This window comes from Pseudooceanicola sp., assembly GCF_029213205.1.
In the GTDB taxonomy this organism is placed as follows: domain Bacteria; phylum Pseudomonadota; class Alphaproteobacteria; order Rhodobacterales; family Rhodobacteraceae; genus Pseudooceanicola.
In genome coordinates this window covers 25,098-48,525 of the sequence record NZ_JARGNH010000023.1, presented here as the reverse complement: position 1 = coordinate 48,525, position 23,428 = coordinate 25,098, and the positions used below count along the sequence as shown (strand labels likewise).

Here is a 23,428-nt window from a genome sequence, read left to right as displayed (position 1 = left end):
GAAAATGGCCGCGTAAGTTCTACGAAGGCACCCCGCTAAAAATGGGGGGATTACCTCCCGAGATCGCGGTTCTGTTGCCGCGGCTGAAGGTCCGCGACACCGTCAAATCCAACAAGCTCTGGTGGTGGGAGCCGGGCGTGACCGGCTATCAATCCGATGGCACGCCGGTCTATGCGAGCGCGGGGCCTGCTGCCTAGGGCTTTTCCAGCTCAAAGGCATCATGCAGCGCCTGCACCGCCAGCTCGACATACTTCCGGTCGATCAGCACCGAGATCTTGATCTCGGAGGTGGCGATAACCTTGATATTGACGCCCTCATCCGAGAGTGTCTTGAACATCTTGGCCGCGACACCGGATTGCGAACGCATACCAATGCCGACGGCGGAAACCTTTGACACATTTTGATCAGCGACCAGATCGTGATAATTGATCTCGCCGCTGTCCTTGGCCTTTTGCAGGGTCTTTTCGGCGCGCAATACCTGATCGACGGGGCAGGAGAAGGTCATGTCGGTGCGCCCCTCCTCGGAAATGTTCTGCACGATCATGTCGACATTGATTCCGGCTTCGGCCAGCGGGCCAAAGATCGCCGCGGCGATGCCGGGGCGGTCGGCGACCGAGATCAGCGTCATCTTGGCCTCATCGCGGGAAAACGCGATGCCATTGACCACTTTGGATTCCATAATGTCCTCCTCGGCACATACCAATGTGCCGGCATTGTCGCTCATTTCCTCGAAACTGGACAGCACCCGCAACCGCACGCCATAGCGCATCGCCAGCTCGACCGAGCGGGTTTGCAGAACCTTGGCGCCGAGCGAGGCCAGTTCCAGCATTTCCTCAAAGGCGATCCTGTCCAGCTTGCGGGCCTTGTCGGTGATCCGCGGGTCGGTGGTATAGACCCCGTCGACATCGGTGTAGATATCGCAGCGTTCGGCATCAAAGGCGGCGGCAAAGGCGACGGCGGTGGTGTCTGACCCGCCACGGCCCAGGGTGGTGGTGCGCCCCTCAGGCGAAATCCCCTGAAAGCCCGCGACCACAGCCACCTTCATGCCATCGGCGAACCTCGAGTTGATATTGTCGGTCGGAATTTCCTCGATCCGGGCCGAGGCATGGGCCGAGGTGGTGCGCACCGGCACCTGCCAGCCCTGCCAGGACCGTGCCGGGACATCCATTTCCTGCAACACCAGCGCCATCAGCCCGGCGGTCACGTTTTCGGCCGAGCTGACCACGGCGTCATATTCGCGGGCGTCATAGAGCGGCGAAATCTCGTTCACCCAGCCGACCAGCTCATTGGTCTTGCCGGACATCGCCGAGACGATGACGATCACGTCATAGCCCTTGGCCACCTCGACGCCGACCCGTTTGGCCGCCCGTCGGATGCGATCAACATTGGCGACCGAAGTGCCACCGAATTTCATGACGAGGACAGGCATGGCCAGGTTCCCGGAGTGCGAATTGCCGGGCGGTTTACGCGCAGGCGCGACGGCGCGCAAGGCTCTCGGGGTTTCCGATGACAGGTGTTGCGATCAGGCCCCCGATACCGGGGCCAAGGGCGGTGGTGTCCGGCAGGGATCAGAGCAGGGATCAGATCGGATGATCGCGCCCGTCCCAGGTCTGAAAGGCGCCGGTGCTGGCCAGGTCGAGCCCGGCAAACCGCGCGGCGAGGCCACTTGCCGCCTCGTCGGTTGAAATGTCAGCGCCCGCGCCGCCCATATCGGTGCGCACCCAACCGGGATGATAGATGCCGACAGCGATGCCATCGGGCTTCAGCGCCGCCGACAGGTTCAGCCCCAGATTCAACACCGCGGCCTTGCTGCTCCGGTAAATCAGCGCGGTGCCTGTGGCCTGGGTCGATGAGCCCATCTGCGACGAGATGATCGCCAGCTTGCCACGCGCGGCGCGCAGATTGGGCAGCAGAGCCTGGGTGCAGAGGAAGGGCGCGGTGACATTGAGCGTGAATTGTTCGGCCCACATGGCGGCGGGATAGCCGGTGTCCAGCGCCTCGTCGCGGTCCAGATAGAGCCCGGCATTGCAGATCAGCAGATCGACCGGGCGATCCTCGACCGCAGCGGCCAACGCGGCGATCCCGGCCATGTCACTGAGATCGGCGGCGATCAGGCCACCGGCCCCGGAGCGCGAGGTCCCGGTGACCGTATGGCCCTCGGCGCGATAGAGACCGGCCAGAGCGGCGCCAATGCCACGGCTGGCCCCGGTGATGACAACATGCATGGGCGGCCTCAGTTTGATTTTCGGCTGGCGGCAAACGGCAGCGGCACGATCGGCACCCCGTCCTCGATCAGGGCGCGTGCCTCTTCCACCCGGGCCTCACCACGGATTGCACGATCCGGCATGTCGCCGTCATGGATGGCCCGGGCCTGGCGGGCGAAATCGCGGCCCACGTCCTCGGACTGCGCCTCGATCTTGCGGCGCAACTCGGTCAGCGCCTGTTCGGCCGGGCTGCGCGGGGCGGACAGCGGCCGCTCTTTCGGCTGGTCCTTGTCGGTGCGCGAGGTGGCGACGCGCGGCGCCATCACGGCTTTTTCAACCTTGTTCGCGCCACAGATGGCACAGGATACCATGCCGGCAGCGGCAAGTTTTTCAAACGCTTCGGCAGACTGGAACCAGCTGTCGAATCGGTGGTCATTGGGGCATTTGAGAGAAAACTGGATCATCGTAATCCTGTCTGGTCGATCCCATTGAACATAGCCGCGTTCTGGATGAGTTCAAGGCCGCGGATCAGCACGAGAGCGTCAGATCCCGCACCCCATCACAGGCGGAATTGGCGCGGGTCGAAGTCGCGGATCAATTGGGCCAGCGCCGGTTCATCGACCCGGGCGGCGGCGTTTTTGCGTGACACCCATTTGCGGCGTCGTTCACCGACCTCGGGATATTCGGCCCTGAGCGCCGAGACCCGCACCGGAAACAGCAGCCCGGCGCAGGGCACTTCGGACCTGTCGTCCATCAGCTTGATATAGGGGTAAATCCCCAGCGGCCGGTCGGCGACGCGGCCAATCACCCCGGCCTCTTCATAGGCTTCGCGCAGGGCGCAGGCGCCCGGGGTCTTGCCCGCCATCGGCCAGCCCTTGGGGACGATCCAGCGGCGGGTGCCGCGGCTGGTGATCAGCAGGATCTGCGGCTTGTCCTTGACGACACGGTAACACAGCGCCGCAAACTGAGTGCGCGCGCCCTCTGCGTCGGGCTGGAACAGCGTTCCTTTGTTCTGAATCGCCACAGATGCCTCACCGCCTGCTGTGCCAGTTGCCCGGCTACAGGTCTTGTTTGCCTGATATGTAAAACATAGCGCAAAATGTCCAAGAACAACAGTAGGCTTGATTTTGTTGAGGGGTCGTTGAACCCAAAAGTGAATGGCCTGGGCCCGGGATCGGCGATCACCTGCCGGTCCCGGGCCCGCGGATTGATGAGAGAGCAATCATGATCACCACCCGAACCCACAGCTATTCCGATGGCACCACGACCTATATCGGCTATGTCGCCGAATCTGACACCGCTGGCCCGCGCCCGGCCGTGCTGATCGCGCCCGCCTTCATGGGATTGCGCGATTTCGAGATGGAACAGGCGCGGCGGCTGGCCGAACTTGGCTACACCGCTTTTGCGATAGATTTTTATGGCGATGGTTTTCGCACCGAGGCGCGTGCCGAGGCCGCCGAAAGGATGAAAGAGGTGAACGACAATCGCCGTCTTCTGGCCGACCGGATGGTCTGCGCGCTGGAAGAGATGCGCGGATTTGACGGGGTCGATCCGGCACGGCTGGCCGCCATCGGCTATTGCCTGGGCGGCAAGGCGGTACTGGACCTGGCCCGCACCGGGGCTGACTTCAAGATCGCAATGCCGCTGCACGGGCTGTTCGACCGCCCGGATTTCCCGACCGAGACGATGAAATCGGCGGTGGTGCTTCTGCATGGCTGGGACGATCCGCTGGCCAAGCCCGAGGCGGTGGTGGCGATCGCCGAAGAGCTGTCAGAGCATTGCCCGGATTGGGATATCCTGGGGTTCGGTGGCACCGGCCACGGGTTCACCAATCCGGTCAGCGCGGGCTATTCCGACAAGGCGGCGCGGCGCAGCTGGCGCTGGCTGACCGCGATGCTGGAGGAGTATTTTACCTGACTTTTCAGGGCCTAACGGGTTTCTTCGGCGGATATTCTGACATGACAGCCTTTGTCACGGGACCGGGCCAGAGCGTCACGGCATAAAAGGGGCATCCGGTCGGTGCGCCTGTCTCTCAGTCTCGGCGCATCGCTCCGGATCGACGATCAACCGGATCAAAGGAACGCGTCATGAACCTGGCAACAACCTATGCTGCGGTTTTGGTGGCCGCCCTGCTTCTCCTCCTGGGCGGGATCCTGGCGCTGACCGGTCCGGCCCTCGCTGCCGAGCAGGGCGAGGGGACGGTGGCGGGCCTTCCCGTGGCGCCCGCCACCGTCCATTTCCCGACTTTCCGATGACCCCAGGTCAGCTGGCCCCTTGCCAGCCCGCGGTTTTCGGAGGCAGGATTACGCCATGATGAAAGTGATTTCCGCATTGTTGTCCCTGATCTGCGCCGCTCTTCCGGCGCTGGCCCAGGACAGCCGCGCCAGCATCCGCGACCGGGTCTTTATGTCGGCCCAGGCGGCGCAGAGTTCCACCGCCGGCAAGGCGCTGGCCCAGGCCGCGACGCGGATCGCGGCGGGCAGTGCCGGGTTGGCAATGCTGCTCAGGGAACGTCAGGATACCGCGGATGCACTCGATGTGATGAACGACCGTCTGGCCGGCGCGGCGCTGGAAAGCGGTGCCGCCAGCGACCGCACCATCGCCGCGCTGCGCACCCGCATCGCCGAGGCGCGCGCGCAGCTCAGCGCCCTGGATCAAGACCTCGATGCCCGGTTCCCCGATTTTCGCGAATTGACCAACCCGGCGGCGCTGAGCCGTGAAGAGGTGCAATCGATTCTGCGCCCCGGCGAGGCGCTGGTGATGAGCTTTACCGATCAGGAGTTTTTCTACGCCTGGGCGATTTCGCGGGATCAGGCGGATTGGTTCCGGCAGGAAATCAAGCGCGATGACATCGCTGACCGGGTGCAGGCGCTGCGGGCGCAATTGTCGGCCAATGCCGACAATCGCGGCGGCGTCTCGCTGAAACGCGCGGCGCGCGGCGATGTGCGCCCGTTTGACCGCACCCTGGCGCATCAGCTCTATGCCGATCTGTTCGCGCCGCTCGAGCATGTCTTTGCCGCGACTGATCATGTGATGATGGTTCTGGACGGGCCGCTGACCTCGCTGCCGCCAGCGGTCCTGGTCACCGAAGCGCCGAAAGGCGCCGATGATTCGGCCGTGGCACTGCGCGACACCGCCTGGTTGCTGCGCCGTCACGCGCTGACCACCTTGCCCAGTGTCTCTGCGCTCAAGGCGCTGCGCCGGGCCGGGGCGGTGGCGAAACGATCCGAAAGCAATCAGGCCTTTGTCGGCTTTGGCAACCCGTTGCTGGGATACCGCCTGATGGCCGATGCTGGTACTGTCGCCACCACCGGACGCGAGGTTGTCACCCGAGGTGTCTATGACGACGTGACCCGGGTGGCCGATCTGTCGCCCTTGCCCAACACCGCCAATGAATTGCAGGCGCTGGCCGCGACCATGGGGGTGGATGACCGGGCGCTTTACCTCGGCGCCAACGCGACCGAGGCGAATGTGAAATCCGCCGATCTGTCAAAGGCCCGGATCCTGGCCTTTGCCACCCATGGTCTGCTGGTCGACGGTCTGCCCGGGCTTGATGAACCGGCGCTGGTGTTCACCCCACCGGCACAGCCCTCGGCCCAAGATGACGCGTTGCTGAAAGCCTCGGAGGCGGCGCAGCTCAACCTGTCGGCCTCGCTGGTGATCCTGTCGGCCTGTGACACCGCAGGCAGCGATGGCACTCCGGGGTCCGAGGGGCTCTCCGGTCTGGCGCGGGCCTTCATCTATGCCGGGGCGCGGGCGATTCTGGTGTCACATTGGCCGGTCGACGATTACGCGGCCTCGGTGCTGACCACCGGCATGCTGGAGCGGATGCAGGCCGCTGATCCGCAAGGCCGGGCCGAAGCCCTGCGCCAATCCGCGTTGGCGATCCTGGATGACAGCAGCGATGCCCGCTTTGCCCATCCGCGAATCTGGGCGCCGTTCGTGGTGGTCGGTGAGGGGGGGCTGGATGGCTGATCCCCGGCCGGTGATCCAGCGCGGTTGAGTGCGCCTCAGATCGCCGAGGAATGCCGCGCCGTGTTCATCGAATAGGCATCGAACTGGCTGGCGATCATCCGGGTCAGCGGCCGGGACGGGGCCGGAATGCGCAGGCCTTCGGCATCGACCTCAAGAATGCCCTCAAAGGCCGCATTGGCGGCGTCGAACATCGCGCGCAGGTCGGTCGGGTTGACCGCGAACCGCGCCGTCAGATCATCAACCCGCACCGCGAAATCGCACATCAACGCCTCGATGATGCGGCCGCGCAGCAGGTCGTCCTTGGTCAGGCTGTGACCCCGGCAGACTGAAAACCGACCCTCGCGGATTGCCCCGGTATGCGCCGAGGTCGCCGGTGCGTTCTGCGCATAGCCTTGCGGAAAGCGCGAGATTGACGAGGCGCCGATGCCAATCAGCACCTCAGCCGGATCATCGGTGTAACCCTGGAAGTTCCGCCGCAGGCGGCCGTCGCGCTGGGCGGTGGCCAACCCGTCGCTGGGCAAAGCGAAATGGTCGATCCCGATCTCGGCATAGCCGTCCCAGAGGAACAATTTCTGCGCGGTTTCAAACAGGTTTAACCGTTCAGCCGGGGTCGGCAGGGCATTTGAGGGCAGCAACGACTGCCGCCGCGCCATCCAGGGCACATGGGCATAACCATATAGCGCCACCCGGTCGGGCGACAGCGACAGCAGTTTTTGCACGCTGGCGGTGATCCGGTCCGGGGTCTGGTGCGGCAGACCATAGAGGATGTCGGCATTCAGGCTCTGCACCCCATGCGCGCGGATCAGATCGATCGCGTCGCGGGTCTGGTCATAGCTCTGTTCGCGGCCGATCGATTTCTGGATTTCCAGGTCGAAATCCTGCACCCCGATCGAGGCGCGGTTCAGCCCGGCGCGGTGCAGCGCCGCGACCCGTGCCGCGTCGATCTCGTTCGGGTCGATCTCGACGGAAAATTCATAGCCTTCGGCAAACGGCGCCACCTCGGCAATCGCCGCCGCCAGCTCACTCATCATTCCGGGGCTCAGCAGGGTCGGGGTGCCGCCGCCCCAATGCAGTCGCGACAGGGTTACCCCGGCTGGAAGATGCTGGCGTAGCAGGGCCAATTCGCTTTTCAGGACCTCAAGATAGGCGGCAACCGGTCGGTCGCTTTGGGTGCCCTGGGTGCGGCAGGCGCAGAACCAGCACAAACGCCGACAAAACGGCACATGCAGATAGAGCGATATCTGCGCGCCTTCCGGAATCGCCTCGATCCAGCTGACATGAGTCGCGGCGTCGACCGCCGGGCTGAATTGCGGGGCGGTCGGATAGCTGGTGTAACGCGGCACTTTCGCGTCAAACAGCCGGAAGCGATTAAGTTGCGTTTCACCTATCATAAGTATACCTTTAAACTGCGTTCAGGACCCCGCCTTGACGCAGATCAATCGCGTTTTAGGAATACGATGCTGCTGGATACGCCAAAAATCGCGCCGCAGGATTGTGGAGATTGCCCGATTCGGCATCGCGCCGTCTGCGCCCGTTGCGACACGGATGAATTGCTGAAGCTCGAAGAAATCAAATACTACCGCTCGTTCGAGGCCGGCCAGACGGTGGTCTGGGCCGATGATCGGATGGATTTCGTCGCCTCTGTGGTGTCCGGAGTCGCGACCCTGACCCAGGCGATGGAGGACGGGCGTACCCAGATGGTCGGGCTGCTGCTGCCCAGCGATTTCGTCGGTCGCCCGGGCCGCCAGGGTGCCGCCTATGATATCGTCGCCACCACCGATCTGGTGATGTGTTGTTTCCGCAAGAAACCGTTTGAACAGATGATGGAACAGACACCGCATGTGGCGCAGCGGCTGTTGCAGATGACCCTGGACGAGCTGGACGCGGCGCGGGAATGGATGCTGGTACTTGGCCGCAAGACCGCGCGCGAGAAAATCGCCAGCTTGCTGGCGATCGTTGCGCGCCGCGATGCCTCGCTGAACATGGTGCCTGCAGCCGGGTCGCTGGCCTTTGACCTGCCGCTGACCCGCGAAGCGATGGCGGATTACCTGGGACTGACCCTGGAAACCGTCTCGCGCCAGGTATCGGCGCTGAAACGTGACGGGGTGATCACCCTGCAAGGCAAGCGGCATATCGTGGTGCCGGATTTCGACCGCCTGCTGGAAGAGGCGGGTGATGACAATGACGGCGGCATGCTGAGTTGAGGTGCAGGCCAAGAAGGGGGCGCTGCCCCCGCCGTCGGCTTTGCCGCCGATTCCCCCGAGAGAATTAAAACCAGGAGCCCCCCCCCTGCCAAGCGCAGAGGGTGGACCTTATGTCACCCGCGTTTCTTCTGACTTCAACTCTCTCCGCCGGAGGCGGATTTCGGTCTCGCCTGGCCAGGGACGACCGGCAGACCCCCGCTGCCGGTCGAAGCCGCTTTTGTCTGCCGCGCCGTGTTAATGCGCCATGAACACCGGCACCGGCATCTCTTCCAGCATATTGCGGGTGGCACCGCCAAGAATCGCCTCGCGGAACCGCGAATGGCCATAGGCGCCCATCACGATCATCTCGGCCGCGCTGTCGGTCGCATGGCGTTTGATGATGTCCGAGACGCGCGGCATGGTTTTCGACAGCACGTCGATTTCCGCATGCACCCCGTGCCGGGTCAGGAATTGCGCCAGGAGCCCGCCCGGATCGGAGCGGTTGCGCCCGTGCACCGGCGGGTCGATGACGACGATCTGCGTGGTCTCGGCGTGTTTGAGGATCGGCAGCGCCGCACGCACTGCGCTCAGCGCCTCGGTGCTTTCGTTCCAGGCGACCATCACCCGTTTCGGTTTTGCCACCAGTTTCCCGGTCGTCGGCATCACCAGCACCGGGGCCCGCCCGTCAAACAGCGCGGCTTCGAGCACCGCTTCAAGCTCGGCCCCCTTGTCGGTGCCATAGGGTTGCGGCAGCACCACCAGATCGGAAAACCGCGCGCGTTCAGCGACATGGCGACCGATATCGGCCAGCTGGGCGACTTCGGCGTCGGTGCCGTAGCGCAGGCCAGAGGCCGTCAGCACCGCTGCGGCGGCCTGTTCGATCGCCTCGGCATCGGCGCGGGCGCGGTCGATCGATTCCTGCAGCGCTACGGCGCTGGCGCCCTCATAATAATAGCCGAGATTCGACCGGTCGACGCCCAGGCAAAGCACATCCAGATGGGCGCGATAGCTTTCGGCAACGGTGGTCGCATGGTCGAGGATCGGGCGCACTTCGGATTTGTCGGTTAAAGTTGTGAGAATCGATTGAAAGGTCATTTTGGCTCCTTCCCCGGAGGGCTTGTGATGCGGCACCATAGGCCGGTGCGGGACGCGTCGACTTTGACACGGGTCAATTTGCCAAGCTAACTGTTTTGACGCAGATCAAAGCAATCAGTTGACCAGACGGCCATTAACCGGCCCAGTCAACCATCCGGAGCGCGGGGGATTCTTCTCGCCGAACAGGACATGACGAAGGGACGCGAAATGACAAATTACATAAAGCTGATCGTGTTGGGCGTGATCACCGTTTGTGCGGCGATTGCAGCCAGCTATGCGCGCGATTTGGCTTACATGGTGAACGCGCTGGTGGTCATGGTGACCGCGGGCGGGATGTTCCTGTGGACGCTGCGCCGCACCGACGAACCGGTCAATACAGCGGATTTATCCGGCGAATACATGGACGGCGTGGTGCGCGCCGGGGTGATTGCGACGGCGCTCTGGGGCGTTGTCGGGTTCCTGGTCGGCGTCAGTATCGCGTTTCAACTCGCCTTTCCGGTGCTCAATTTTGAATGGGGCGAGGGCTATCTGAACTTCGGACGCTTGCGACCGCTGCATACATCGGCGGTGATTTTCGCCTTTGGTGGCAACGCGCTGATCTGCACCTCGTTCTATGTCGTGCAGCGCACCAGTGCCGCCCGGCTCTGGGGGGGCAACCTCGGCTGGTTCGTGTTCTGGGGCTATCAGCTGTTCATTGTGATGGCGGCCCTCAGCTATGTGCTCGGCAGCAGTCAGTCCAAGGAATATGCCGAACCGGAATGGTATATCGACCTCTGGCTGACGGTGGTCTGGCTGGCCTATCTGGCGGTTTTCCTCGGCACCATCATCAAGCGCAAAGAGCCGCATATCTATGTGGCCAACTGGTTCTATCTGTCCTTCATCGTCACCGTCGCGATGCTGCATGTGGTCAACAACCTGTCGATCCCGGTGTCGATCTTCGGCTCCAAATCGGTTCAGGTGTTTTCCGGCGTGCAGGATGCCATGACCCAGTGGTGGTATGGCCATAACGCGGTTGGGTTCTTTCTCACCGCCGGATTCCTGGGGATGATGTATTATTTTGTGCCGAAGCGGGCCGAGCGCCCGGTCTACAGCTATAAACTGTCGATCATCCACTTCTGGGCGCTGATCTTTCTCTATATCTGGGCCGGTCCGCACCACTTGCATTACACCGCACTGCCTGACTGGGCCTCGACCCTTGGCATGGTGTTCTCGATCGTGCTGTGGATGCCGTCCTGGGGCGGGATGATCAACGGGCTGATGACCCTGTCGGGGGCCTGGGACAAGCTGCGCACCGACCCGGTGATCCGGATGATGGTGATTGCCATCGGCTTTTACGGCATGTCGACCTTTGAGGGTCCGATGATGTCGATCCGCGCGGTGAACTCGCTGTCGCACTACACCGACTGGACCATTGGTCACGTCCATTCCGGCGCCCTTGGCTGGAACGGCATGATCACCTTTGGGGCGCTCTACTTCCTGGTGCCCAAGCTCTGGAACCGCAAAGAGGTCTATTCGCTCTCGATGGTCTCCTGGCACTTCTGGCTCGCCACTATTGGCATCGTGCTCTACGCTGCGTCGATGTGGGTGACCGGCATCATGGAAGGTCTGATGTGGCGTGAAGTGGATGCCAACGGCTTCCTCGTGAACTCCTTCGCCGACACCGTGGCGGCCAAGTTTCCGATGTATGTCGTGCGCGGCATAGGCGGCACCCTCTATATCACCGGTGCAATCATCATGTGTGTGAACCTCTGGCTGACGGTCAAACGCCAGCCGGCGATCGCCAGCACCAACAACCTCGTTCCGGCTGAATAGGGAGACAGGACAATGGCTCAAGAAAAAGAACCGATCCCGACCTCCGCGACGGATGCAGGCGCGCGGCCCAAGCGGCGGACTTTGCTGGATCGCCACGCGATTCTGGAAAAGAACGCCACCTTGCTGCTGGTCTTCTCCTTCCTCGTGGTCACCATCGGTGGCGCCGTGGAAATCGTGCCGCTCTTCTATCTTCAGAACACCATCGAGGATGTTGAGGGGATGCGGCCCTATACGCCGCTGGAGCTGACCGGGCGCGACATCTATGTCCGTGAGGGCTGTTATGTCTGCCACAGCCAGATGATCCGGCCGATGCGGGACGAGGTCGAACGCTATGGTCATTACTCGCTGGCGGCGGAGTCGAAATACGACCATCCGTTCCAGTGGGGGTCAAAACGCACCGGGCCCGATCTGGCCCGCGTCGGAGGCCGCTATTCCGACGAATGGCATGTGGATCACCTGCACAACCCGCAATCGGTGGTGCCGGAATCGGTGATGCCAAAATATGGCTTCCTCGAAAAACGGATGATCGAGGGCGAATATGTTGCCGATCTGCTGAAAACCCACCGGCTGGTCGGGGTGCCTTATACCGACGAGATGATCGAGAACGCGCAGGCCGATTTTGCGGCGCAGGCCGATCCGGACAGCGATTATGACGGTCTGCAGGAACGCTATGGCCTCAAGGCGCAGGTGCGTAATTTCGACGGCGCGCCTGGGGTTTCCGAAGCGGATGCGCTGATCGCTTATCTGCAAATGCTGGGCACGTTGGTCGATTTCTCGACCTTCACGCCTGACGCAAGCCGCTGAGGAGGGGCCCATGGATTTCTATTCCCTGCTTCGCGAATTTGCAGACAGCTGGATGTTGCTGGTGCTTTTCGGCTTTTTCGTCGGGGTGATCTTCTGGGTGTTTCGGCCAGGCAGCCGCAAGACCTATGCCGATACGGCTATGATCCCGTTCCGCAATGAACAGGCCCCGGCGCCCGCCGATGCCAACGCCACCAAGGAGGCGTGAGATGAGCAACGACCTGAAAGACAAACACGGCACCACCGGCCACGAATGGGACGGCATCGAAGAGCTGAACACCCCATTGCCGCGCTGGTGGCTGTGGACCCTTTATGCCTGCATCGTCTGGGCGGTGATCTATTCGATCGCCTATCCGGCCTGGCCGATGATCAAGAGCGCGACGCCAGGGTTCCTTGGCTATTCGACCCGCGCCGAAGTCGCCGCCGATATCGCGGCGGTGGAAACCTCGCAGGCTGGGATCAACCAACAGCTGGCCTCGGCCGAACTGACCGAGATTGCCGCCGATGGCGACCTCAACGGATATGCGGTGTCGCAGGGGGGCGCGGTGTTCCGCACCTGGTGCGCGCAATGCCACGGTTCCGGCGCGGCGGGGGCCAAGGGCTATCCCAACCTGCTCGACGACGACTGGCTCTGGGGCGGCGATATCGAGGCGATCCACACCACGGTCAGCCATGGTATCCGCAACACTGAGGATGACGATGCCCGCTATTCCGAGATGCCCGCCTTTGGCCGCGATGAACTGCTGGAAGAGGAACAGATCGACCAGGTGGTGAACTTCGTCATGTCGCTGTCGGGCACACCGCAGGATGCTGGCAAGGTCGAGGCTGGCGCTCTGGTGTTCGAGGAAAACTGCGCCGCTTGCCACACCGAAGACGGCACCGGCGACCGCGAGCAGGGCGCGCCGAACCTGACCGATGCGATCTGGCTCTATGGTGGCGACTACGCGACGCTCAAGGAGACGGTCACCAACGCCCGTTTCGGCGTCATGCCAGCCTGGGCCGGTCGGTTGAACGAGGCGCAGATTCGCGCCGTCGCAGTCTATGTCCATCAACTTGGCGGCGGCGAATAGCCCCGCCTGACCAATCCCCTGGCCCTCGGGCCGGGGGCCGCGTCGGCGCGCTCATGTCCTGTTCGCGCGTTTCCTGAGCCGCCGACGCTCTTCCTCACCCCATCACCGAAGCTTTGACTGGCATGGCGCGCCTGCACGGGCGATTTTGCGCCCCTTGATGCCGATGCGACGCCGCCGCTGCTTCCCCCCGGCTGCGGCAAGCGCTACACAGGGCGCATGATCTGGACCTTGCCCAATATCCTGACCCTGCTGCGCCTGGTTGCCGCCCCGGCGTTGGTGCTGGTGTTCCTCGTGCTGCCGCGCCCGATTGCCGATTGGGCGGCGCTGATCCTCTTTGTCGGCGCCGCGCTCACCGATTATGTCGATGGCTGGATCGCCCGGGCCTGGAACCAGCAGAGCAAGCTGGGCACCATGCTGGATCCGATTGCCGACAAGGCGATGGTGGTGATCGCGCTGCTGATGCTGACGGCCTATTCCGATATGGCCCTGTTCATCGTTGCACCCGCCGGGCTGATCCTGTTCCGCGAGGTGTTCGTGTCAGGCCTGCGCGAATTCCTCGGCGATGTGGCGGGCACCCTCAAGGTGACCCGGCTGGCAAAATGGAAGACCGCCTCGCAGATGGTGGCGATTGCGGTGCTGTTCGGCCATGGTATTCTGGAACACAATCTCGGCATGGCGGTGTTCGGCATGGATCAGGGCATTGTCGATGACATCCTGACCGGGGCGGTGTCTGACGAGGTCGGGCTGAACTGGAAGCTGCGCGCCACCGAGGCGAGCGCCAATGGCGGTGTGGTGCTGCTCTGGATCGCGGCGCTGCTGACCCTGATCACCGGGGCGGATTACCTGCGCAAGGCCGTGCCGCATCTGAAGGATTGATCATGCTGGATGTGCTCTATTTTGCCTGGGTGCGCGAACGCATCGGAATGCCGAAAGAGCGGGTTGAAACCCAGGCCACCGATGTCGCCGGGCTGATCGAAGAGCTGAAGGCGCGCGAGGCCCGCTATGCGCTGGCCTTTTCCGATCTCAGCGCCCTGCGGGTGGCGGTGGATCAGGACCTGGCGGATTTCGACGCGCCGCTGGCTGGCGTGCGCGAGGTGGCGTTCTTTCCACCGATGACTGGCGGCTAGGGCATGCGGATCCGGGTGCAAAACGCGGCGTTCGACATCGGCGCAGAGCTGGCGGAGTTTTCCAACGTGCGGCCCGAGATCGGGGCAATCGTAAGCTTTACCGGCATGGTGCGCGACAGTGAGGGCAGGCTCGATCATATGGAAATCGAGCATTACCCGGCGATGACCGAACGCGCGATCACCGCCATCGCAGAAGAGGCCAACACCCGTTGGTCACTGGGCGATGTGCTGGTCATCCACCGGTTTGGCCGGTTGCAACCGGGCGAGGCGATCATGATGGTCGCCACCGCCGCGCCGCATCGCGCCAATGCCTTTGCGGCGGCGGAATTCCTGATGGATTACCTGAAATCCCGCGCGCCGTTCTGGAAAAAGGAAGTCACCCGCGACGGCGCTGCCTGGGTCGCAGCACGCGACGTGGATGAAGCGGCGCTGTCCCGCTGGCGCGATTGAATCTGCAGGGCCAGGCGGCACGTCATTGGCGCCCTGGGAGCCCGTAGCGGCCAGCCCATCGCATCGCCCTTTTCGGCAGCGTCAGAACGGGATGCGTGATTGTGGCGTCCAGCGCGTAGAAGCCCCAGTGCAGACAGTAGGCCCAGCGCAGGCGCCGGCAGGGTGGCGCGGAACACGCGACCCGCCTGGCCTCATTGGGCGCCTACCGCACTGGTCACCTGGGTCATTCTATCTGTTCCTGCTCAAGCGTCGGGCAGTGTCCGCAGTTGATATCTGAATAGGGTTCGTATACGAATAGTTCGCATGAAAACAGATTCATTCTCAACCCACTTCCTTCTACACGCGGCTGCTCTTGTGGAGGAGCGGTTGCGCGAACGCCTCTCCGAAGTCGGCATCCGACCGCGCCAGGCCCGCATCATCCAAGCCCTGTCCCGGATGGAACCTACATCCCAGGTAAGCCTTGCGCGGGAGTTTCGCATTACCCCCGCCAGCATGAGCACAATGACTGTCCGACTGATCGAGGCAGGCTTCGTCTCACGCGGACCGCATCCCGACGAGGCGCGCAGCAACGTCTTGCGCCTCACCGAGCGCGGGCGTGAGTTGCTGTCAGATATCCACGCCGCCTGGAACGACATCGACGCTCTGATCGAAGAGCAGCTTGGGGCGCAGAATGCCGAGACGCTGACACGGCTGACACACGAATTGCGCGACGGCCTCGGCGGTCACGTTCCCGGCGCGCGCAGCACGGAAGCATCCGCTGCTGGCAAGGAACTTTCATAATCCGGAACACCGGCACACGAGCATTCCCCCCTCCGTGCCGCGCGCGTTGTCGCCATCGACATCTGGCAAGCGAGAGATGCCCTGTCGCTGAAGATACCGATGTAGGGCCGACCGGGTCAGATGTGGGATCGACGGCTGAAGGGCGTAGAGGCAATCGTCCAGCGGCAGGAGAGTATGTCGCCGGAATGCGCCGATCATCGCCTCCTCTGCTTCTGTGAGGACGGTAGAACGAGGCTCTTTCGGCCCTGTCTTGAGATCCCCCAACGGTCTCCTGCTTCCGCCACTTGGCAACAGTCTTCGGATTGATCTCGAATTCTTTGCTCAGCGCCGCGATCGAAGCTTGCGATCGCTGTATTGCAGCTCTGACGGCGTAGGTGGTCGTGGCGCTCCCGTGACGAACTTGTCCCATAATGCTCCCTTCCATTCCTGAGAAAGGATCGCACCATCAAACCGTGGGATCAGATAGCTGATACATCCACAAAACGACCCGATGATGGAATACCTGCGCGAGTCCCCTCGCCAAGGTTGCGGCTAAACCTCGGACAGGGGGAGGTGGCGTGGTCTTTTCTCCACCTCTGGGCGCCGGCGATCCTCTGTCATGCAAGGGTGTGAAAGTCAGACTCTTTTCTGTCTTACAACCCCGGAATCCGGTCCTGCAGGGCGTGCCGGGCGATCAGCATCCGGTGCACCTCGGACGGGCCCTCGTAAATCCGCTGCACCCGGACGTGGTTGGCCATCGCCTGCAGCGGCAGTTCCTGGGTCATCCCCATGGCACCAAAGGATTGCATCGCCTTGTCCACCGTGTCCCAGGCCAGTTCGGTGCCCATCAGCTTGACCATCGAACATTCGGTGCGGGCCTGTTCGCCGCGGTCGATCTTGGCGGCGGTGTTATAGACCATCAGCCGCAGCGCGTGCAGCTGCATCTCGGCATCGGCAATCCACCATTGGATCGACTGGCGGTCGGACAGCAGCGCGCCAAAGGTCTTGCGCTGTTTCACCCAGCCCTTCATCTCGTCCAGGGCCCGGCGGGTGGTGCCGGCGCAGCGCGCCGCCATTTCGATGCGCCGACGGCTCAGCCGCAATTGCATCGGGCCAAAGCCGTTGCCCAGCTCGCCCAGCAGCGCGCCGCCCGGCAGTTTCATGTCATCCAGCGCAATTTCATAGGTCTTGCGCCCGCCGATCATCGGGATCTCGCGGGCGATGTTGAATCCCGGCGTGCCTTTTTCAACGATAAAAGCGGAAATCCCGCCGCGCGATCCCTTGCTCGGGTCGGTCACCGCCATCAGGATCACAAAATCCGCATTCGCCGCGCCGCTGACCCAGATCTTGCGCCCGGTGATTTTCCAGCCATTGCCGTCCTCGATGGCGCGCGAGGTCATCGCCGCCGGGTCACCGCCGCCACCGGGTTCGGAAATCGCGATGCAGGAGGTCGCCTCGCCGCGCGCATAGGGTTCCAGATATTTCTGCCGCTGCTCGTCGTTGCAGGTCTGCATCAGCATGTGCAGATTGGGGCTGTCGGGTGGGAAAAAGTAATCGACCGCGGTCTTGCCCAACTCTTCGAACACCCCGACCATGCTGACCGCATCCAGATTGGCGCCGTCAAATTCCTCCGGCGATTCCAGGCCGTAAAGCCCGAGCGCCTTGGCCTTGTCATCAAGCGCGCCATGTTCTTCGGCGGTCAGCGATTTGCGCTGGCCCGAGGCCTCGCGCGCCAGCACATTCGGTTCAAGCGGGATGACATTGTCGCGCACGAAATTGCCAACAAGGTCGCGCAGCATCTGCTGCTCTTGGGTCAGACTGAAATCCACGGTGTTCTCCTTCGGTTGCAGAGAGTGAAGGCGATCAGGGCAGCGGTGTCACGCGGTTTTGGCGCAACTGCACATCTATGATCTCCGGTCCAGATCGGATCCGACGCTGCGCAAGGTCGACACCCGCGATCTGGGACGATTTCGATGATTTCACCGGCAAGGCCGACCTGTTGCAGGCGGCGGCACGAAACCTCGATATCGTCCGCCTCGATGCGCTGCGGGCCGGGACCGGCGCGGTTGGGCAGGCCTGTGCAGTCTGTCACAAGGTTGATCGGCTACAGAAATAGTCAGTCAGCGGTCGAGACCACACCGACCACCGGGCCCATCTGCCGCCCAGCGTCCGACCGGCCCAGGTCCGGCGCGTAGAGCCGCGAGACATTGCCGTCAAAATAAAGGGCCTGCGGCAGATGCAGCGCGTCGCGGAAGAAGCTGGCAAATTCGTGAAAGGTGACGGCGCTGTGCGAAATCACGAACACCGCGCGGTCGCCGCTGTCGCTGGTGCCGACACCATTGCGCAGATAGCGCGAGGTGCTGTCAGGCAGAAATCGCGGGTGCAATTGCCCGTCGATCACCAGCATCGGCCCGGATTGGGTGGCAAAGCGGCATTTGCCCTTGCGGGTTTTCATGAAGCGATGGGTTTCCATCACCTCGGCCCGGCCCTCACGGATGCAGAACACCCCGTTCGGCACCATGCCAAAATTGCCCGGTCCGGGATTGGCGATCACCCGCATCACCTCTTGCCCGTTTTCGACGTAATGGCCGACCGGTGCGCGGTTCTCGTGATACATGCCCGCGTTCATCGCGAACCCCAGGCGCTGGCCCTTGCCGCTCAGCCCGGCGTTGATCCGGTCAAACTGGCCATAGGGGGCGCCATCGTCATCATAGAGAAACAGCCGCAGATCATCGCGGGCCGGGGCGACCTCGCAGAGCGAAAAGGCCTTGTCACGAAAGCGCTCGACCCGGCATTCCAGCGCCGTGCCCGCCCCCGCCGAAGCACCCAGCAGGCCCAAGGCCAGCAGAAGGCGCGCCGCCAGGTTCATTCCTCGTCGCCGTCCAGATCGCGGCGGACTTCGTCCTGGGCAAACAGCCGCCGGGTTTCGTCCATCCGGTCAAAGGTGTCGTCGATGCGAAACCGCAGATCGGGGACAAAGCGCAGATCGCACTTCTTGCCCAGCAGCCGCCGAATCTCGCCCTTGTTGCGGGCCAGCAGGGCAATCGCCTCGTCCTGATTTTGCCCGCCAAGCGGCAGCACAAATGCCGTCCCGGTGCGCAGATCCGGGGTCACCCGGACCTCGCCGACGGTGATCGACAGCCGGTTCAGATCGGGGTCGTGGATCTCGCCGCGCGACAGGATTTCGGACAGGGTGCGACGGACCAATTCGCCAACGCGAAGCTGGCGTTGCGATGGGCCGCGGCCCGCGGATGCTGAAGGCTTGTTCATGTCCTCGCATTTACGCGCTTGCGCGGCCTTTGCCAAGCCGCGCGGCAGCGGGTAATGAGGCGCCAGGGCCTGGATCAAGACACAGAAGGACGCGGCGATGACAGAGCTTCCCAATTTCGTGGTGACCGGCGCATCGGGCCGGATGGGGCAGATGCTGATCGAAACCATCACCGCCTCGGACAAGGCGCGGCTTTCGGCTGCGATTGAACGGCCGGGCCATGACTGGATCGGCCGCGACCTGGGTGACTGCATGGGCGGCGCGGCACGCGGCATCATCGTCACCGACGATCCGCTCGAAGCCTTTGCCAGCGCCCAGGCGGTGCTGGATTTTACCTCGCCCGCCGCAACGGTGGAGTTTTCCGCCCTCGCGGCGCAGGCCCGTGCGGTGCATGTGATCGGCACCACCGGCCTGGAAGCGGCGCATCTGGACCGCATCGCCGCCGCCGCCCGTCACGCCGCAATCATCCGCGCCGGGAATATGAGCCTGGGGGTCAACCTGTTGGTGCAACTGACGAAAAAGGTGGCCGCCGCGCTGGATGAGGATTTTGATATCGAGGTGATCGAAGCGCATCATCGCCACAAGGTCGATGCCCCCTCGGGCACCGCGCTGATGCTGGGCGCCGCCGCCGCCGAAGGCCGGGGCGTGGCGCTTGACCAGGTGTCAGACCGGGGCCGCGATGGCATCACCGGGCCGCGTGGCCGGGGCCATATCGGGTTTTCCGCCATTCGGGGTGGTGACATTGTCGGCGAACATGACGTGGTGTTCGCCGCTGATGGCGAGCGGCTGATCCTGCGCCATATCGCCACCGACCGGGCGATTTTCGCCCGTGGCGCGGTCAAGGCGGCGCTCTGGGGGCTGGACCAGGGGCCGGGCGAATATGACATGGCGGATGTGCTCGGGTTCTGACCAGAACTCACGGCATGGCAACATCATTGTGATCGGGTGCGGTCCAACCGCCGTTGGCTGAGATTCAGCCAGGGATTTGCCCAATGCCCCCTCGTCGCGCCCTGGATGCCGTTCTGTTGCGCCTTGTCGCCGATCCGGCCCAGCCGATGACAGGCGCAGGATCACTGAACGGGGCGAATTCCTGGCCGTGGGGGGCCGGTCGCGATGGGGACCAGTCGTGATTTGACCCATATCGGGGTCAGCCTGCAGGGGGCGGGGGCAGGGCGGATATGCCCGGCGGCACCGGCAATAGCGCCGCGTCAGAAATCGACCGCCAGTCCTTTCTTCTCCCAATCGCCATAGCGAACCGGGTCGAGCCCGTCGCGTCCGCCCAGTTCTTTGGGCCGGTCGGGGGCAGTGGCGTTGCGGCGGCGTTCCTCGGCTTCGGCCAGGGCACGTTGGGCGGCAGGCGGCAGGTCTTGATCGGTTTTGTTCATCTCGGCTTCCTTCCGGGCACAGGCGTTGATATACGCCGCCCTCGCCTGACCGCAAGGATTGCCCGCATGGCCAAACGTCCCGACCGCCCTCATCCCGGCCCGAAAAACCGCCCTCGGGCGCGGCCATTGGCCAAGGCACCGGTGGCGCCGCCGCGCCGGGTGACGCGACAGGTGACCACGGCGCGCGGCGGTGCGGTGGCGCTGCTCGACGCGGTTCTCGGGCAAGAGCGGCTGCTGACCGATCTCACCGGCGGCGGCGGCACGCTGTTCGCGCTCAGCCCGCCCGACAGGGCCCGGGCCCAACGTCTGGCGACCGAGGTGCTGCGCGGGCTGGAACGGGTCGACCGGGTGCTGTCGAAACATCTGAGCAAACAGCCGCCGCTGACCGTCCACAACATCCTGCGACTGGGCGCGTGGGAGATTTGCACCGGCGGCGCTGCGCATGGGGTGGTGAACGATTGCGTCACCCTGGCTGCGGATGCGCCCAATGGCGCGGCGCTCAAGGGGCTGGTGAACGCGGTGCTGCGCAAGGTCGCGGCGACCGGTGCCGACCATTGGGCGGCGCTCAGGGTGCCACGCCTGCCGAACTGGCTGCGCAACCCGCTGACACAGGCCTGGGGGGCCGAGGCGATCACCGCGATGGAGGCCGCGCATTTCGCCGGTGCCGCGCTCGACCTGACCCTGCGCGATCCGGCGCAGACAGAGACGATTGCGGCTGAACTCGGCGCAACTGTGCTGCCCACCGGCAGTCTGCGACTGAGCAATCCGGGCCAGGTGACAGCGCTGCACGGCTACGGCGAGGGGCTCTGGTGGGTGCAGGATGCCGCCGCCGCCTTGCCGGCGCGGATGCTGGCGGTGCAGCCGGGTGAAACCGTGCTCGACCTCTGCGCCGCGCCCGGCGGCAAGACGATGCAGCTGGCCGCCACCGGGGCCAAGGTGACCGCGCTCGACCTCTCGGCCCGGCGGATGGAGCGGGTCGGAGAAAACCTGGCCCGCACCGGGCTGAGCGCCGATTTTCTGGTCGACGATGCCCTGACTCATGCGGGCGGTCCCTATGACGCGATCCTGCTGGATGCGCCCTGTTCGGCGACCGGCACCATTCGCCGCCACCCCGATCTGCCACATGCGGGCGACGGCCGCGACATCAGCGGGCTGATCGATCTGCAGGCGGCGATGCTGGACCATGCGCTGACCCTGCTGGCCCCCGGCGGGCGGTTGGTATTCTGCACCTGTTCGCTGATTCCGGACGAGGGCGAATGCCAGATCGAAGAAGCACTGGCCCGCCATCCCGAAATCACCGTCGACCCCACCGCCTGCGCCCTGCCCGGGGTGCCCGAGGCTTGGTTCAGCTCGGAGGGCGGGTTGCGAATCCGTCCCGATTACTGGCCCGAGCTTGGCGGGCTTGACGGCTTCTACATGGCGCTGCTTCGGCGATGATCCGCCGAACATCACCCGACCTCCCCCGGCGGGCGATAAGCGATGACTTTTGCCGCCCGGAGCGGTAAACTGCCACTTAACAGGCGCCAAAAGAGCGTGAGCGAGGCAGGCAATGACACGTCCCGAAAGCACATCGGCACGGCGCGGTCGGTTCATGGACCGCCTGCATGCGCGTCTGAGCGTGCTGGCCCGCCCTGCCACCGGATTCGTCTCGCAGCCTGAACCCCGCAGTGTCGGCAGCTTTGCCAAGGGCCGGCAGCTGATGGTCGGCAATTTCCTGTTTGCCGGCTATCTGGTGGCCGATCCCGATCATGACATCTGGGATCTCGAGATGCCGGAACAGGCATTCGAAGAGGAAATTCACGGGTTCACCTGGCTCGACGATCTGGCCGCCGTTGGCGATACCGCAGCGCGCGCGCGGGCCCAGGCCTGGCTCTGGGCCTGGATCACCCGCTATGGCCGCGGCCGTGGCCCGGGCTGGGCCCCCGATCTGGCCGGGCGCCGGTTGATCCGCTGGATCAGCCACGCGCTGTTCCTGTTACGCGCGCAGGAGCCTGAGGCCAGCCACGCATTCTATCGCTCACTGGGTCAGCAGACGATCTTTCTTGGTCGCCGCTGGAAAAGCGCGGCCCCCGGCCTGCCCCGGTTCGAGGCGCTCACCGGGCTGATCTATGCCGGCCTGTCGCTGGAGGGGATGGAACGCTTTGCCGCCCCGGCGATCCGGGCATTGGGACGCGAATGCGTCGCGCAGGTCGATGAACAGGGCGGCATCCCGACCCGCAATCCCGAAGAGCTGCTTGAGGTGTTCACCTTGCTGACCTGGGCCGCCGCCGCGCTGGCCGAGGCCGGGCGTGAGGTGACGGAACCGCACCGCGAGGCGATCTGGCGCATCGCCCCGACCCTGCGCACCCTGCGCCATGCCGATGGCGGGCTGGCCCGGTTCCATGGTGGCGGCAAGGGGCTGGAAGGGCGGCTGGATCAGGCGTTGGCGGCGAGCGGCGTCAAGAGCCGACATTCGGATGGTCTGGCGATGGGTTACGCAAGGATCAGCGCCGGGCGCACCAGCGTGATCATTGACGCCAGCCCGCCGCCGGTCGGCAAGGCCAGTTTCAACGCTCATGCCTCGACCCTGGCGTTTGAACTGACCTCGGGGCGGCGCCCGCTGATCGTGAACTGCGGTTCCGGCGTCAGCTTTGGCCCCGATTGGCGCCGCGCCGGGCGGGCGACGCCGAGCCACACCACCCTGTCGCTGGATGGACGGTCGACCGGTCGGTTGACCGAGGTGCGCGGCTTTGAATCCCGCGAAATGCTGGTCGACGCACCGCAGCGGGTGCCGATCCGGATCACCCATGCCAGCGATGGCATCCGTTTTGAGGGCGGTCACGACGGTTATGTGAAACCCTATGGGCTGACTCATGCCAGGCAATTGGAACTGACCTTTGATGGGCGCGGCATGGCGGGCGAGGACATGTTGCTGGCGCTGGAAGAACCGGACAAGAAACGCTTCGACAAGGCGATGGACGCGGTGCAGCTGGGCGGGATCCCGTTTCAGCTCAGGTTTCATCTGCATCCCGAGGTCGACACCGCCGTCGATCTGGGCGGGTCGGCGGTGTCGATGGCACTGCGCAGCGGCGAAATCTGGATCTTTCGTCATGACGGGCGGGTGGAAATGTCACTTGACGCCTCGGTCTTCCTGGAAAAGAACCGGCTGAAACCACGTGCGACCAAACAGATCGTGTTGTCTGGCCGCGCGATGGAGTATGCGACACGCATCCGCTGGTCCTTGTCCAAGGCGCAGGAGACTCCCATCTCCATCCGTGACCTGGCCCCTGACGAGGCGGATATGAGCGCCTGAGACCGAA

Annotated in this window: 27 protein-coding genes and 1 pseudogene; 17 read left to right on the top strand and 11 right to left on the bottom strand. The window is 64.0% G+C overall.

The features are described 5' to 3' along the window. Positions 1–197 (top strand): hypothetical protein (locus P1U48_RS14890; protein WP_301069975.1); only part of this gene is annotated, 197 nt, incomplete at its 5' end. On the opposite strand, the gene P1U48_RS14885 is transcribed toward P1U48_RS14890, so the two are convergent. The 4 genes from P1U48_RS14885 to P1U48_RS14870 form a co-directional block, all read right to left on the bottom strand. Then, entirely contained in the window at positions 194–1,429 is a 1,236-nt protein-coding gene (locus tag P1U48_RS14885) for an aspartate kinase (protein ID WP_301069974.1), read from the bottom strand. The two genes, P1U48_RS14890 and P1U48_RS14885, sit on opposite strands and share 4 nt — an antisense overlap. Before the next feature lie 151 nt (positions 1,430–1,580). After that, a complete protein-coding gene (locus P1U48_RS14880) occupies positions 1,581–2,225 on the bottom strand; it encodes an SDR family NAD(P)-dependent oxidoreductase (protein WP_301069973.1) in 645 nt (214 codons plus the stop codon). Positions 2,226–2,233: 8 nt separating this feature from the next. Next, complete coding sequence (locus tag P1U48_RS14875; protein ID WP_301069972.1) at positions 2,234–2,668, bottom strand: DUF1178 family protein; 435 nt, start codon at positions 2,666–2,668, stop codon at positions 2,234–2,236. Between the two features lie 95 nt (positions 2,669–2,763). After that, on the bottom strand, positions 2,764–3,228 hold the full coding sequence (locus P1U48_RS14870) for an NUDIX hydrolase (RefSeq protein ID WP_301069971.1): 465 nt from the start codon (positions 3,226–3,228) through the stop codon (positions 2,764–2,766). Between the two features lie 200 nt (positions 3,229–3,428). On the opposite strand from P1U48_RS14870, the gene P1U48_RS14865 reads away from it, so the two are divergent. The 3 genes from P1U48_RS14865 to P1U48_RS14855 all read left to right on the top strand — a co-directional run bounded on the left by P1U48_RS14865 (position 3,429) and on the right by P1U48_RS14855 (position 6,179). Next, positions 3,429–4,121: a dienelactone hydrolase family protein gene (locus P1U48_RS14865; protein ID WP_301069970.1), complete on the top strand. Its 693-nt coding sequence runs from the start codon at positions 3,429–3,431 to the stop codon at positions 4,119–4,121. 170 nt (positions 4,122–4,291) lie between these two features. Beyond that, on the top strand, positions 4,292–4,459 hold the full coding sequence (locus P1U48_RS14860; RefSeq protein ID WP_301069969.1) for a hypothetical protein: 168 nt from the start codon (positions 4,292–4,294) through the stop codon (positions 4,457–4,459). A gap of 55 nt (positions 4,460–4,514) precedes the next feature. Then, on the top strand, positions 4,515–6,179 hold the full coding sequence (locus P1U48_RS14855; RefSeq protein ID WP_301069968.1) for a CHAT domain-containing protein: 1,665 nt from the start codon (positions 4,515–4,517) through the stop codon (positions 6,177–6,179). A 35-nt stretch (positions 6,180–6,214) separates the two neighbouring features. Here the strand turns inward: P1U48_RS14855 and hemN are convergent, their stop codons facing one another. Beyond that, the gene (gene hemN / locus P1U48_RS14850) at positions 6,215–7,570 is read right to left on the bottom strand and encodes an oxygen-independent coproporphyrinogen III oxidase (RefSeq protein ID WP_301069967.1); all 1,356 of its coding nucleotides are present in this window, start codon (positions 7,568–7,570) and stop codon (positions 6,215–6,217) included. Positions 7,571–7,636: 66 nt separating this feature from the next. On the opposite strand from hemN, the gene fnrL reads away from it, so the two are divergent. Then, on the top strand, positions 7,637–8,383 hold the full coding sequence (fnrL, locus tag P1U48_RS14845; protein ID WP_301069966.1) for a transcriptional regulator FnrL: 747 nt from the start codon (positions 7,637–7,639) through the stop codon (positions 8,381–8,383). Between the two features lie 234 nt (positions 8,384–8,617). On the opposite strand, the gene P1U48_RS14840 is transcribed toward fnrL, so the two are convergent. Beyond that, the gene (locus tag P1U48_RS14840) at positions 8,618–9,457 is read right to left on the bottom strand and encodes a universal stress protein (protein ID WP_301069965.1); all 840 of its coding nucleotides are present in this window, start codon (positions 9,455–9,457) and stop codon (positions 8,618–8,620) included. 207 nt (positions 9,458–9,664) lie between these two features. On the opposite strand from P1U48_RS14840, the gene ccoN reads away from it, so the two are divergent. The 8 genes from ccoN (at position 9,665) to P1U48_RS14800 (ending at position 15,497) form a co-directional block, all read left to right on the top strand. Next, positions 9,665–11,269, top strand: coding sequence for a cytochrome-c oxidase, cbb3-type subunit I (gene ccoN, locus P1U48_RS14835; RefSeq protein ID WP_301069964.1), 1,605 nt, complete (start codon positions 9,665–9,667; stop codon positions 11,267–11,269). 12 nt (positions 11,270–11,281) lie between these two features. Beyond that, positions 11,282–12,073 (top strand): cytochrome-c oxidase, cbb3-type subunit II, encoded by a 792-nt coding sequence (gene ccoO / locus P1U48_RS14830; protein WP_301069963.1) that lies wholly within the window; start codon positions 11,282–11,284, stop codon positions 12,071–12,073. A gap of 10 nt (positions 12,074–12,083) precedes the next feature. Then, positions 12,084–12,278 carry a cbb3-type cytochrome c oxidase subunit 3 gene (locus tag P1U48_RS14825; RefSeq protein ID WP_301069962.1) on the top strand — a complete coding sequence of 65 codons (195 nt, stop codon included), beginning with the start codon at positions 12,084–12,086 and terminating at the stop codon, positions 12,276–12,278. 1 nt (position 12,279) lies between these two features. Further along, positions 12,280–13,140, top strand: coding sequence for a cytochrome-c oxidase, cbb3-type subunit III (ccoP, locus tag P1U48_RS14820; protein WP_301069961.1), 861 nt, complete (start codon positions 12,280–12,282; stop codon positions 13,138–13,140). 216 nt (positions 13,141–13,356) lie between these two features. After that, positions 13,357–14,016, top strand: a complete 660-nt coding sequence (gene pgsA, locus P1U48_RS14815) for a CDP-diacylglycerol--glycerol-3-phosphate 3-phosphatidyltransferase (protein ID WP_301069960.1) — start codon at positions 13,357–13,359, stop codon at positions 14,014–14,016. A gap of 2 nt (positions 14,017–14,018) precedes the next feature. Beyond that, complete coding sequence (gene moaD / locus P1U48_RS14810; protein WP_301069959.1) at positions 14,019–14,267, top strand: molybdopterin converting factor subunit 1; 249 nt, start codon at positions 14,019–14,021, stop codon at positions 14,265–14,267. Between the two features lie 3 nt (positions 14,268–14,270). Beyond that, positions 14,271–14,717, top strand: a complete 447-nt coding sequence (locus P1U48_RS14805; protein ID WP_301069958.1) for a molybdenum cofactor biosynthesis protein MoaE — start codon at positions 14,271–14,273, stop codon at positions 14,715–14,717. Positions 14,718–15,020: 303 nt separating this feature from the next. Beyond that, positions 15,021–15,497 carry a MarR family winged helix-turn-helix transcriptional regulator gene (locus tag P1U48_RS14800; RefSeq protein WP_301069957.1) on the top strand — a complete coding sequence of 159 codons (477 nt, stop codon included), beginning with the start codon at positions 15,021–15,023 and terminating at the stop codon, positions 15,495–15,497. Positions 15,498–15,545: 48 nt separating this feature from the next. Here the strand turns inward: P1U48_RS14800 and P1U48_RS14795 are convergent. Both P1U48_RS14795 and P1U48_RS14790 read right to left on the bottom strand, forming a co-directional pair. After that, positions 15,546–15,906 (bottom strand): annotated as a pseudogene (locus P1U48_RS14795) (IS481 family transposase); the annotation flags it as partial. Between the two features lie 223 nt (positions 15,907–16,129). Then, a complete protein-coding gene (locus tag P1U48_RS14790; protein ID WP_301069956.1) occupies positions 16,130–17,305 on the bottom strand; it encodes an acyl-CoA dehydrogenase in 1,176 nt (391 codons plus the stop codon). A 77-nt stretch (positions 17,306–17,382) separates the two neighbouring features. Between P1U48_RS14790 and P1U48_RS14785 the strand changes: the two genes are divergently transcribed. After that, on the top strand, positions 17,383–17,592 hold the full coding sequence (locus P1U48_RS14785; protein ID WP_301069955.1) for a cytochrome c: 210 nt from the start codon (positions 17,383–17,385) through the stop codon (positions 17,590–17,592). On the opposite strand, the gene P1U48_RS14780 is transcribed toward P1U48_RS14785, so the two are convergent. Both P1U48_RS14780 and rbfA read right to left on the bottom strand, forming a co-directional pair. Then, the gene (locus P1U48_RS14780; protein ID WP_301069954.1) at positions 17,593–18,345 is read right to left on the bottom strand and encodes a phosphodiester glycosidase family protein; all 753 of its coding nucleotides are present in this window, start codon (positions 18,343–18,345) and stop codon (positions 17,593–17,595) included. Next, a complete protein-coding gene (rbfA, locus tag P1U48_RS14775) occupies positions 18,342–18,746 on the bottom strand; it encodes a 30S ribosome-binding factor RbfA (protein ID WP_301069953.1) in 405 nt (134 codons plus the stop codon). The genes P1U48_RS14780 and rbfA overlap by 4 nt, the downstream gene beginning before the upstream one ends. Before the next feature lie 97 nt (positions 18,747–18,843). Here rbfA and dapB point away from each other — a divergent pair, with 97 nt between their 5' ends. Further along, on the top strand, positions 18,844–19,653 hold the full coding sequence (gene dapB, locus P1U48_RS14770; RefSeq protein WP_301069952.1) for a 4-hydroxy-tetrahydrodipicolinate reductase: 810 nt from the start codon (positions 18,844–18,846) through the stop codon (positions 19,651–19,653). A gap of 299 nt (positions 19,654–19,952) precedes the next feature. Here dapB and P1U48_RS14765 read toward each other — a convergent pair whose 3' ends face one another. Further along, positions 19,953–20,129, bottom strand: a complete 177-nt coding sequence (locus P1U48_RS14765; RefSeq protein ID WP_301069951.1) for a DUF1674 domain-containing protein — start codon at positions 20,127–20,129, stop codon at positions 19,953–19,955. A gap of 66 nt (positions 20,130–20,195) precedes the next feature. On the opposite strand from P1U48_RS14765, the gene P1U48_RS14760 reads away from it, so the two are divergent. Both P1U48_RS14760 and P1U48_RS14755 read left to right on the top strand, forming a co-directional pair. Continuing rightward, a complete protein-coding gene (locus P1U48_RS14760) occupies positions 20,196–21,566 on the top strand; it encodes a transcription antitermination factor NusB (RefSeq protein ID WP_301069950.1) in 1,371 nt (456 codons plus the stop codon). 112 nt (positions 21,567–21,678) lie between these two features. Beyond that, positions 21,679–23,421 carry a heparinase II/III family protein gene (locus tag P1U48_RS14755; protein ID WP_301069949.1) on the top strand — a complete coding sequence of 581 codons (1,743 nt, stop codon included), beginning with the start codon at positions 21,679–21,681 and terminating at the stop codon, positions 23,419–23,421. The last annotated feature ends 7 nt before the right edge of the window (positions 23,422–23,428 follow it).

Coding starts and splice junctions, on each gene's coding strand:
- P1U48_RS14885 (WP_301069974.1), bottom strand. CDS start 1,429: ATGCCTGTCCTCGTCATGAAATTCGGTGGCACTTCGGTCGCCAATGTT.
- P1U48_RS14880 (WP_301069973.1), bottom strand. CDS start 2,225: ATGCATGTTGTCATCACCGGGGCCAGCCGTGGCATTGGCGCCGCTCTG.
- P1U48_RS14875 (WP_301069972.1), bottom strand. CDS start 2,668: ATGATCCAGTTTTCTCTCAAATGCCCCAATGACCACCGATTCGACAGC.
- P1U48_RS14865 (WP_301069970.1), top strand. CDS start 3,429: ATGATCACCACCCGAACCCACAGCTATTCCGATGGCACCACGACCTAT.
- P1U48_RS14860 (WP_301069969.1), top strand. CDS start 4,292: ATGAACCTGGCAACAACCTATGCTGCGGTTTTGGTGGCCGCCCTGCTT.
- P1U48_RS14855 (WP_301069968.1), top strand. CDS start 4,515: ATGATGAAAGTGATTTCCGCATTGTTGTCCCTGATCTGCGCCGCTCTT.
- hemN (WP_301069967.1), bottom strand. CDS start 7,570: ATGATAGGTGAAACGCAACTTAATCGCTTCCGGCTGTTTGACGCGAAA.
- fnrL (WP_301069966.1), top strand. CDS start 7,637: ATGCTGCTGGATACGCCAAAAATCGCGCCGCAGGATTGTGGAGATTGC.
- P1U48_RS14840 (WP_301069965.1), bottom strand. CDS start 9,457: ATGACCTTTCAATCGATTCTCACAACTTTAACCGACAAATCCGAAGTG.
- ccoN (WP_301069964.1), top strand. CDS start 9,665: ATGACAAATTACATAAAGCTGATCGTGTTGGGCGTGATCACCGTTTGT.
- ccoO (WP_301069963.1), top strand. CDS start 11,282: ATGGCTCAAGAAAAAGAACCGATCCCGACCTCCGCGACGGATGCAGGC.
- P1U48_RS14825 (WP_301069962.1), top strand. CDS start 12,084: ATGGATTTCTATTCCCTGCTTCGCGAATTTGCAGACAGCTGGATGTTG.
- ccoP (WP_301069961.1), top strand. CDS start 12,280: ATGAGCAACGACCTGAAAGACAAACACGGCACCACCGGCCACGAATGG.
- pgsA (WP_301069960.1), top strand. CDS start 13,357: ATGATCTGGACCTTGCCCAATATCCTGACCCTGCTGCGCCTGGTTGCC.
- moaD (WP_301069959.1), top strand. CDS start 14,019: ATGCTGGATGTGCTCTATTTTGCCTGGGTGCGCGAACGCATCGGAATG.
- P1U48_RS14805 (WP_301069958.1), top strand. CDS start 14,271: ATGCGGATCCGGGTGCAAAACGCGGCGTTCGACATCGGCGCAGAGCTG.
- P1U48_RS14800 (WP_301069957.1), top strand. CDS start 15,021: ATGAAAACAGATTCATTCTCAACCCACTTCCTTCTACACGCGGCTGCT.
- P1U48_RS14785 (WP_301069955.1), top strand. CDS start 17,383: ATGATCTCCGGTCCAGATCGGATCCGACGCTGCGCAAGGTCGACACCC.
- P1U48_RS14780 (WP_301069954.1), bottom strand. CDS start 18,345: ATGAACCTGGCGGCGCGCCTTCTGCTGGCCTTGGGCCTGCTGGGTGCT.
- rbfA (WP_301069953.1), bottom strand. CDS start 18,746: ATGAACAAGCCTTCAGCATCCGCGGGCCGCGGCCCATCGCAACGCCAG.
- dapB (WP_301069952.1), top strand. CDS start 18,844: ATGACAGAGCTTCCCAATTTCGTGGTGACCGGCGCATCGGGCCGGATG.
- P1U48_RS14765 (WP_301069951.1), bottom strand. CDS start 20,129: ATGAACAAAACCGATCAAGACCTGCCGCCTGCCGCCCAACGTGCCCTG.
- P1U48_RS14760 (WP_301069950.1), top strand. CDS start 20,196: ATGGCCAAACGTCCCGACCGCCCTCATCCCGGCCCGAAAAACCGCCCT.
- P1U48_RS14755 (WP_301069949.1), top strand. CDS start 21,679: ATGACACGTCCCGAAAGCACATCGGCACGGCGCGGTCGGTTCATGGAC.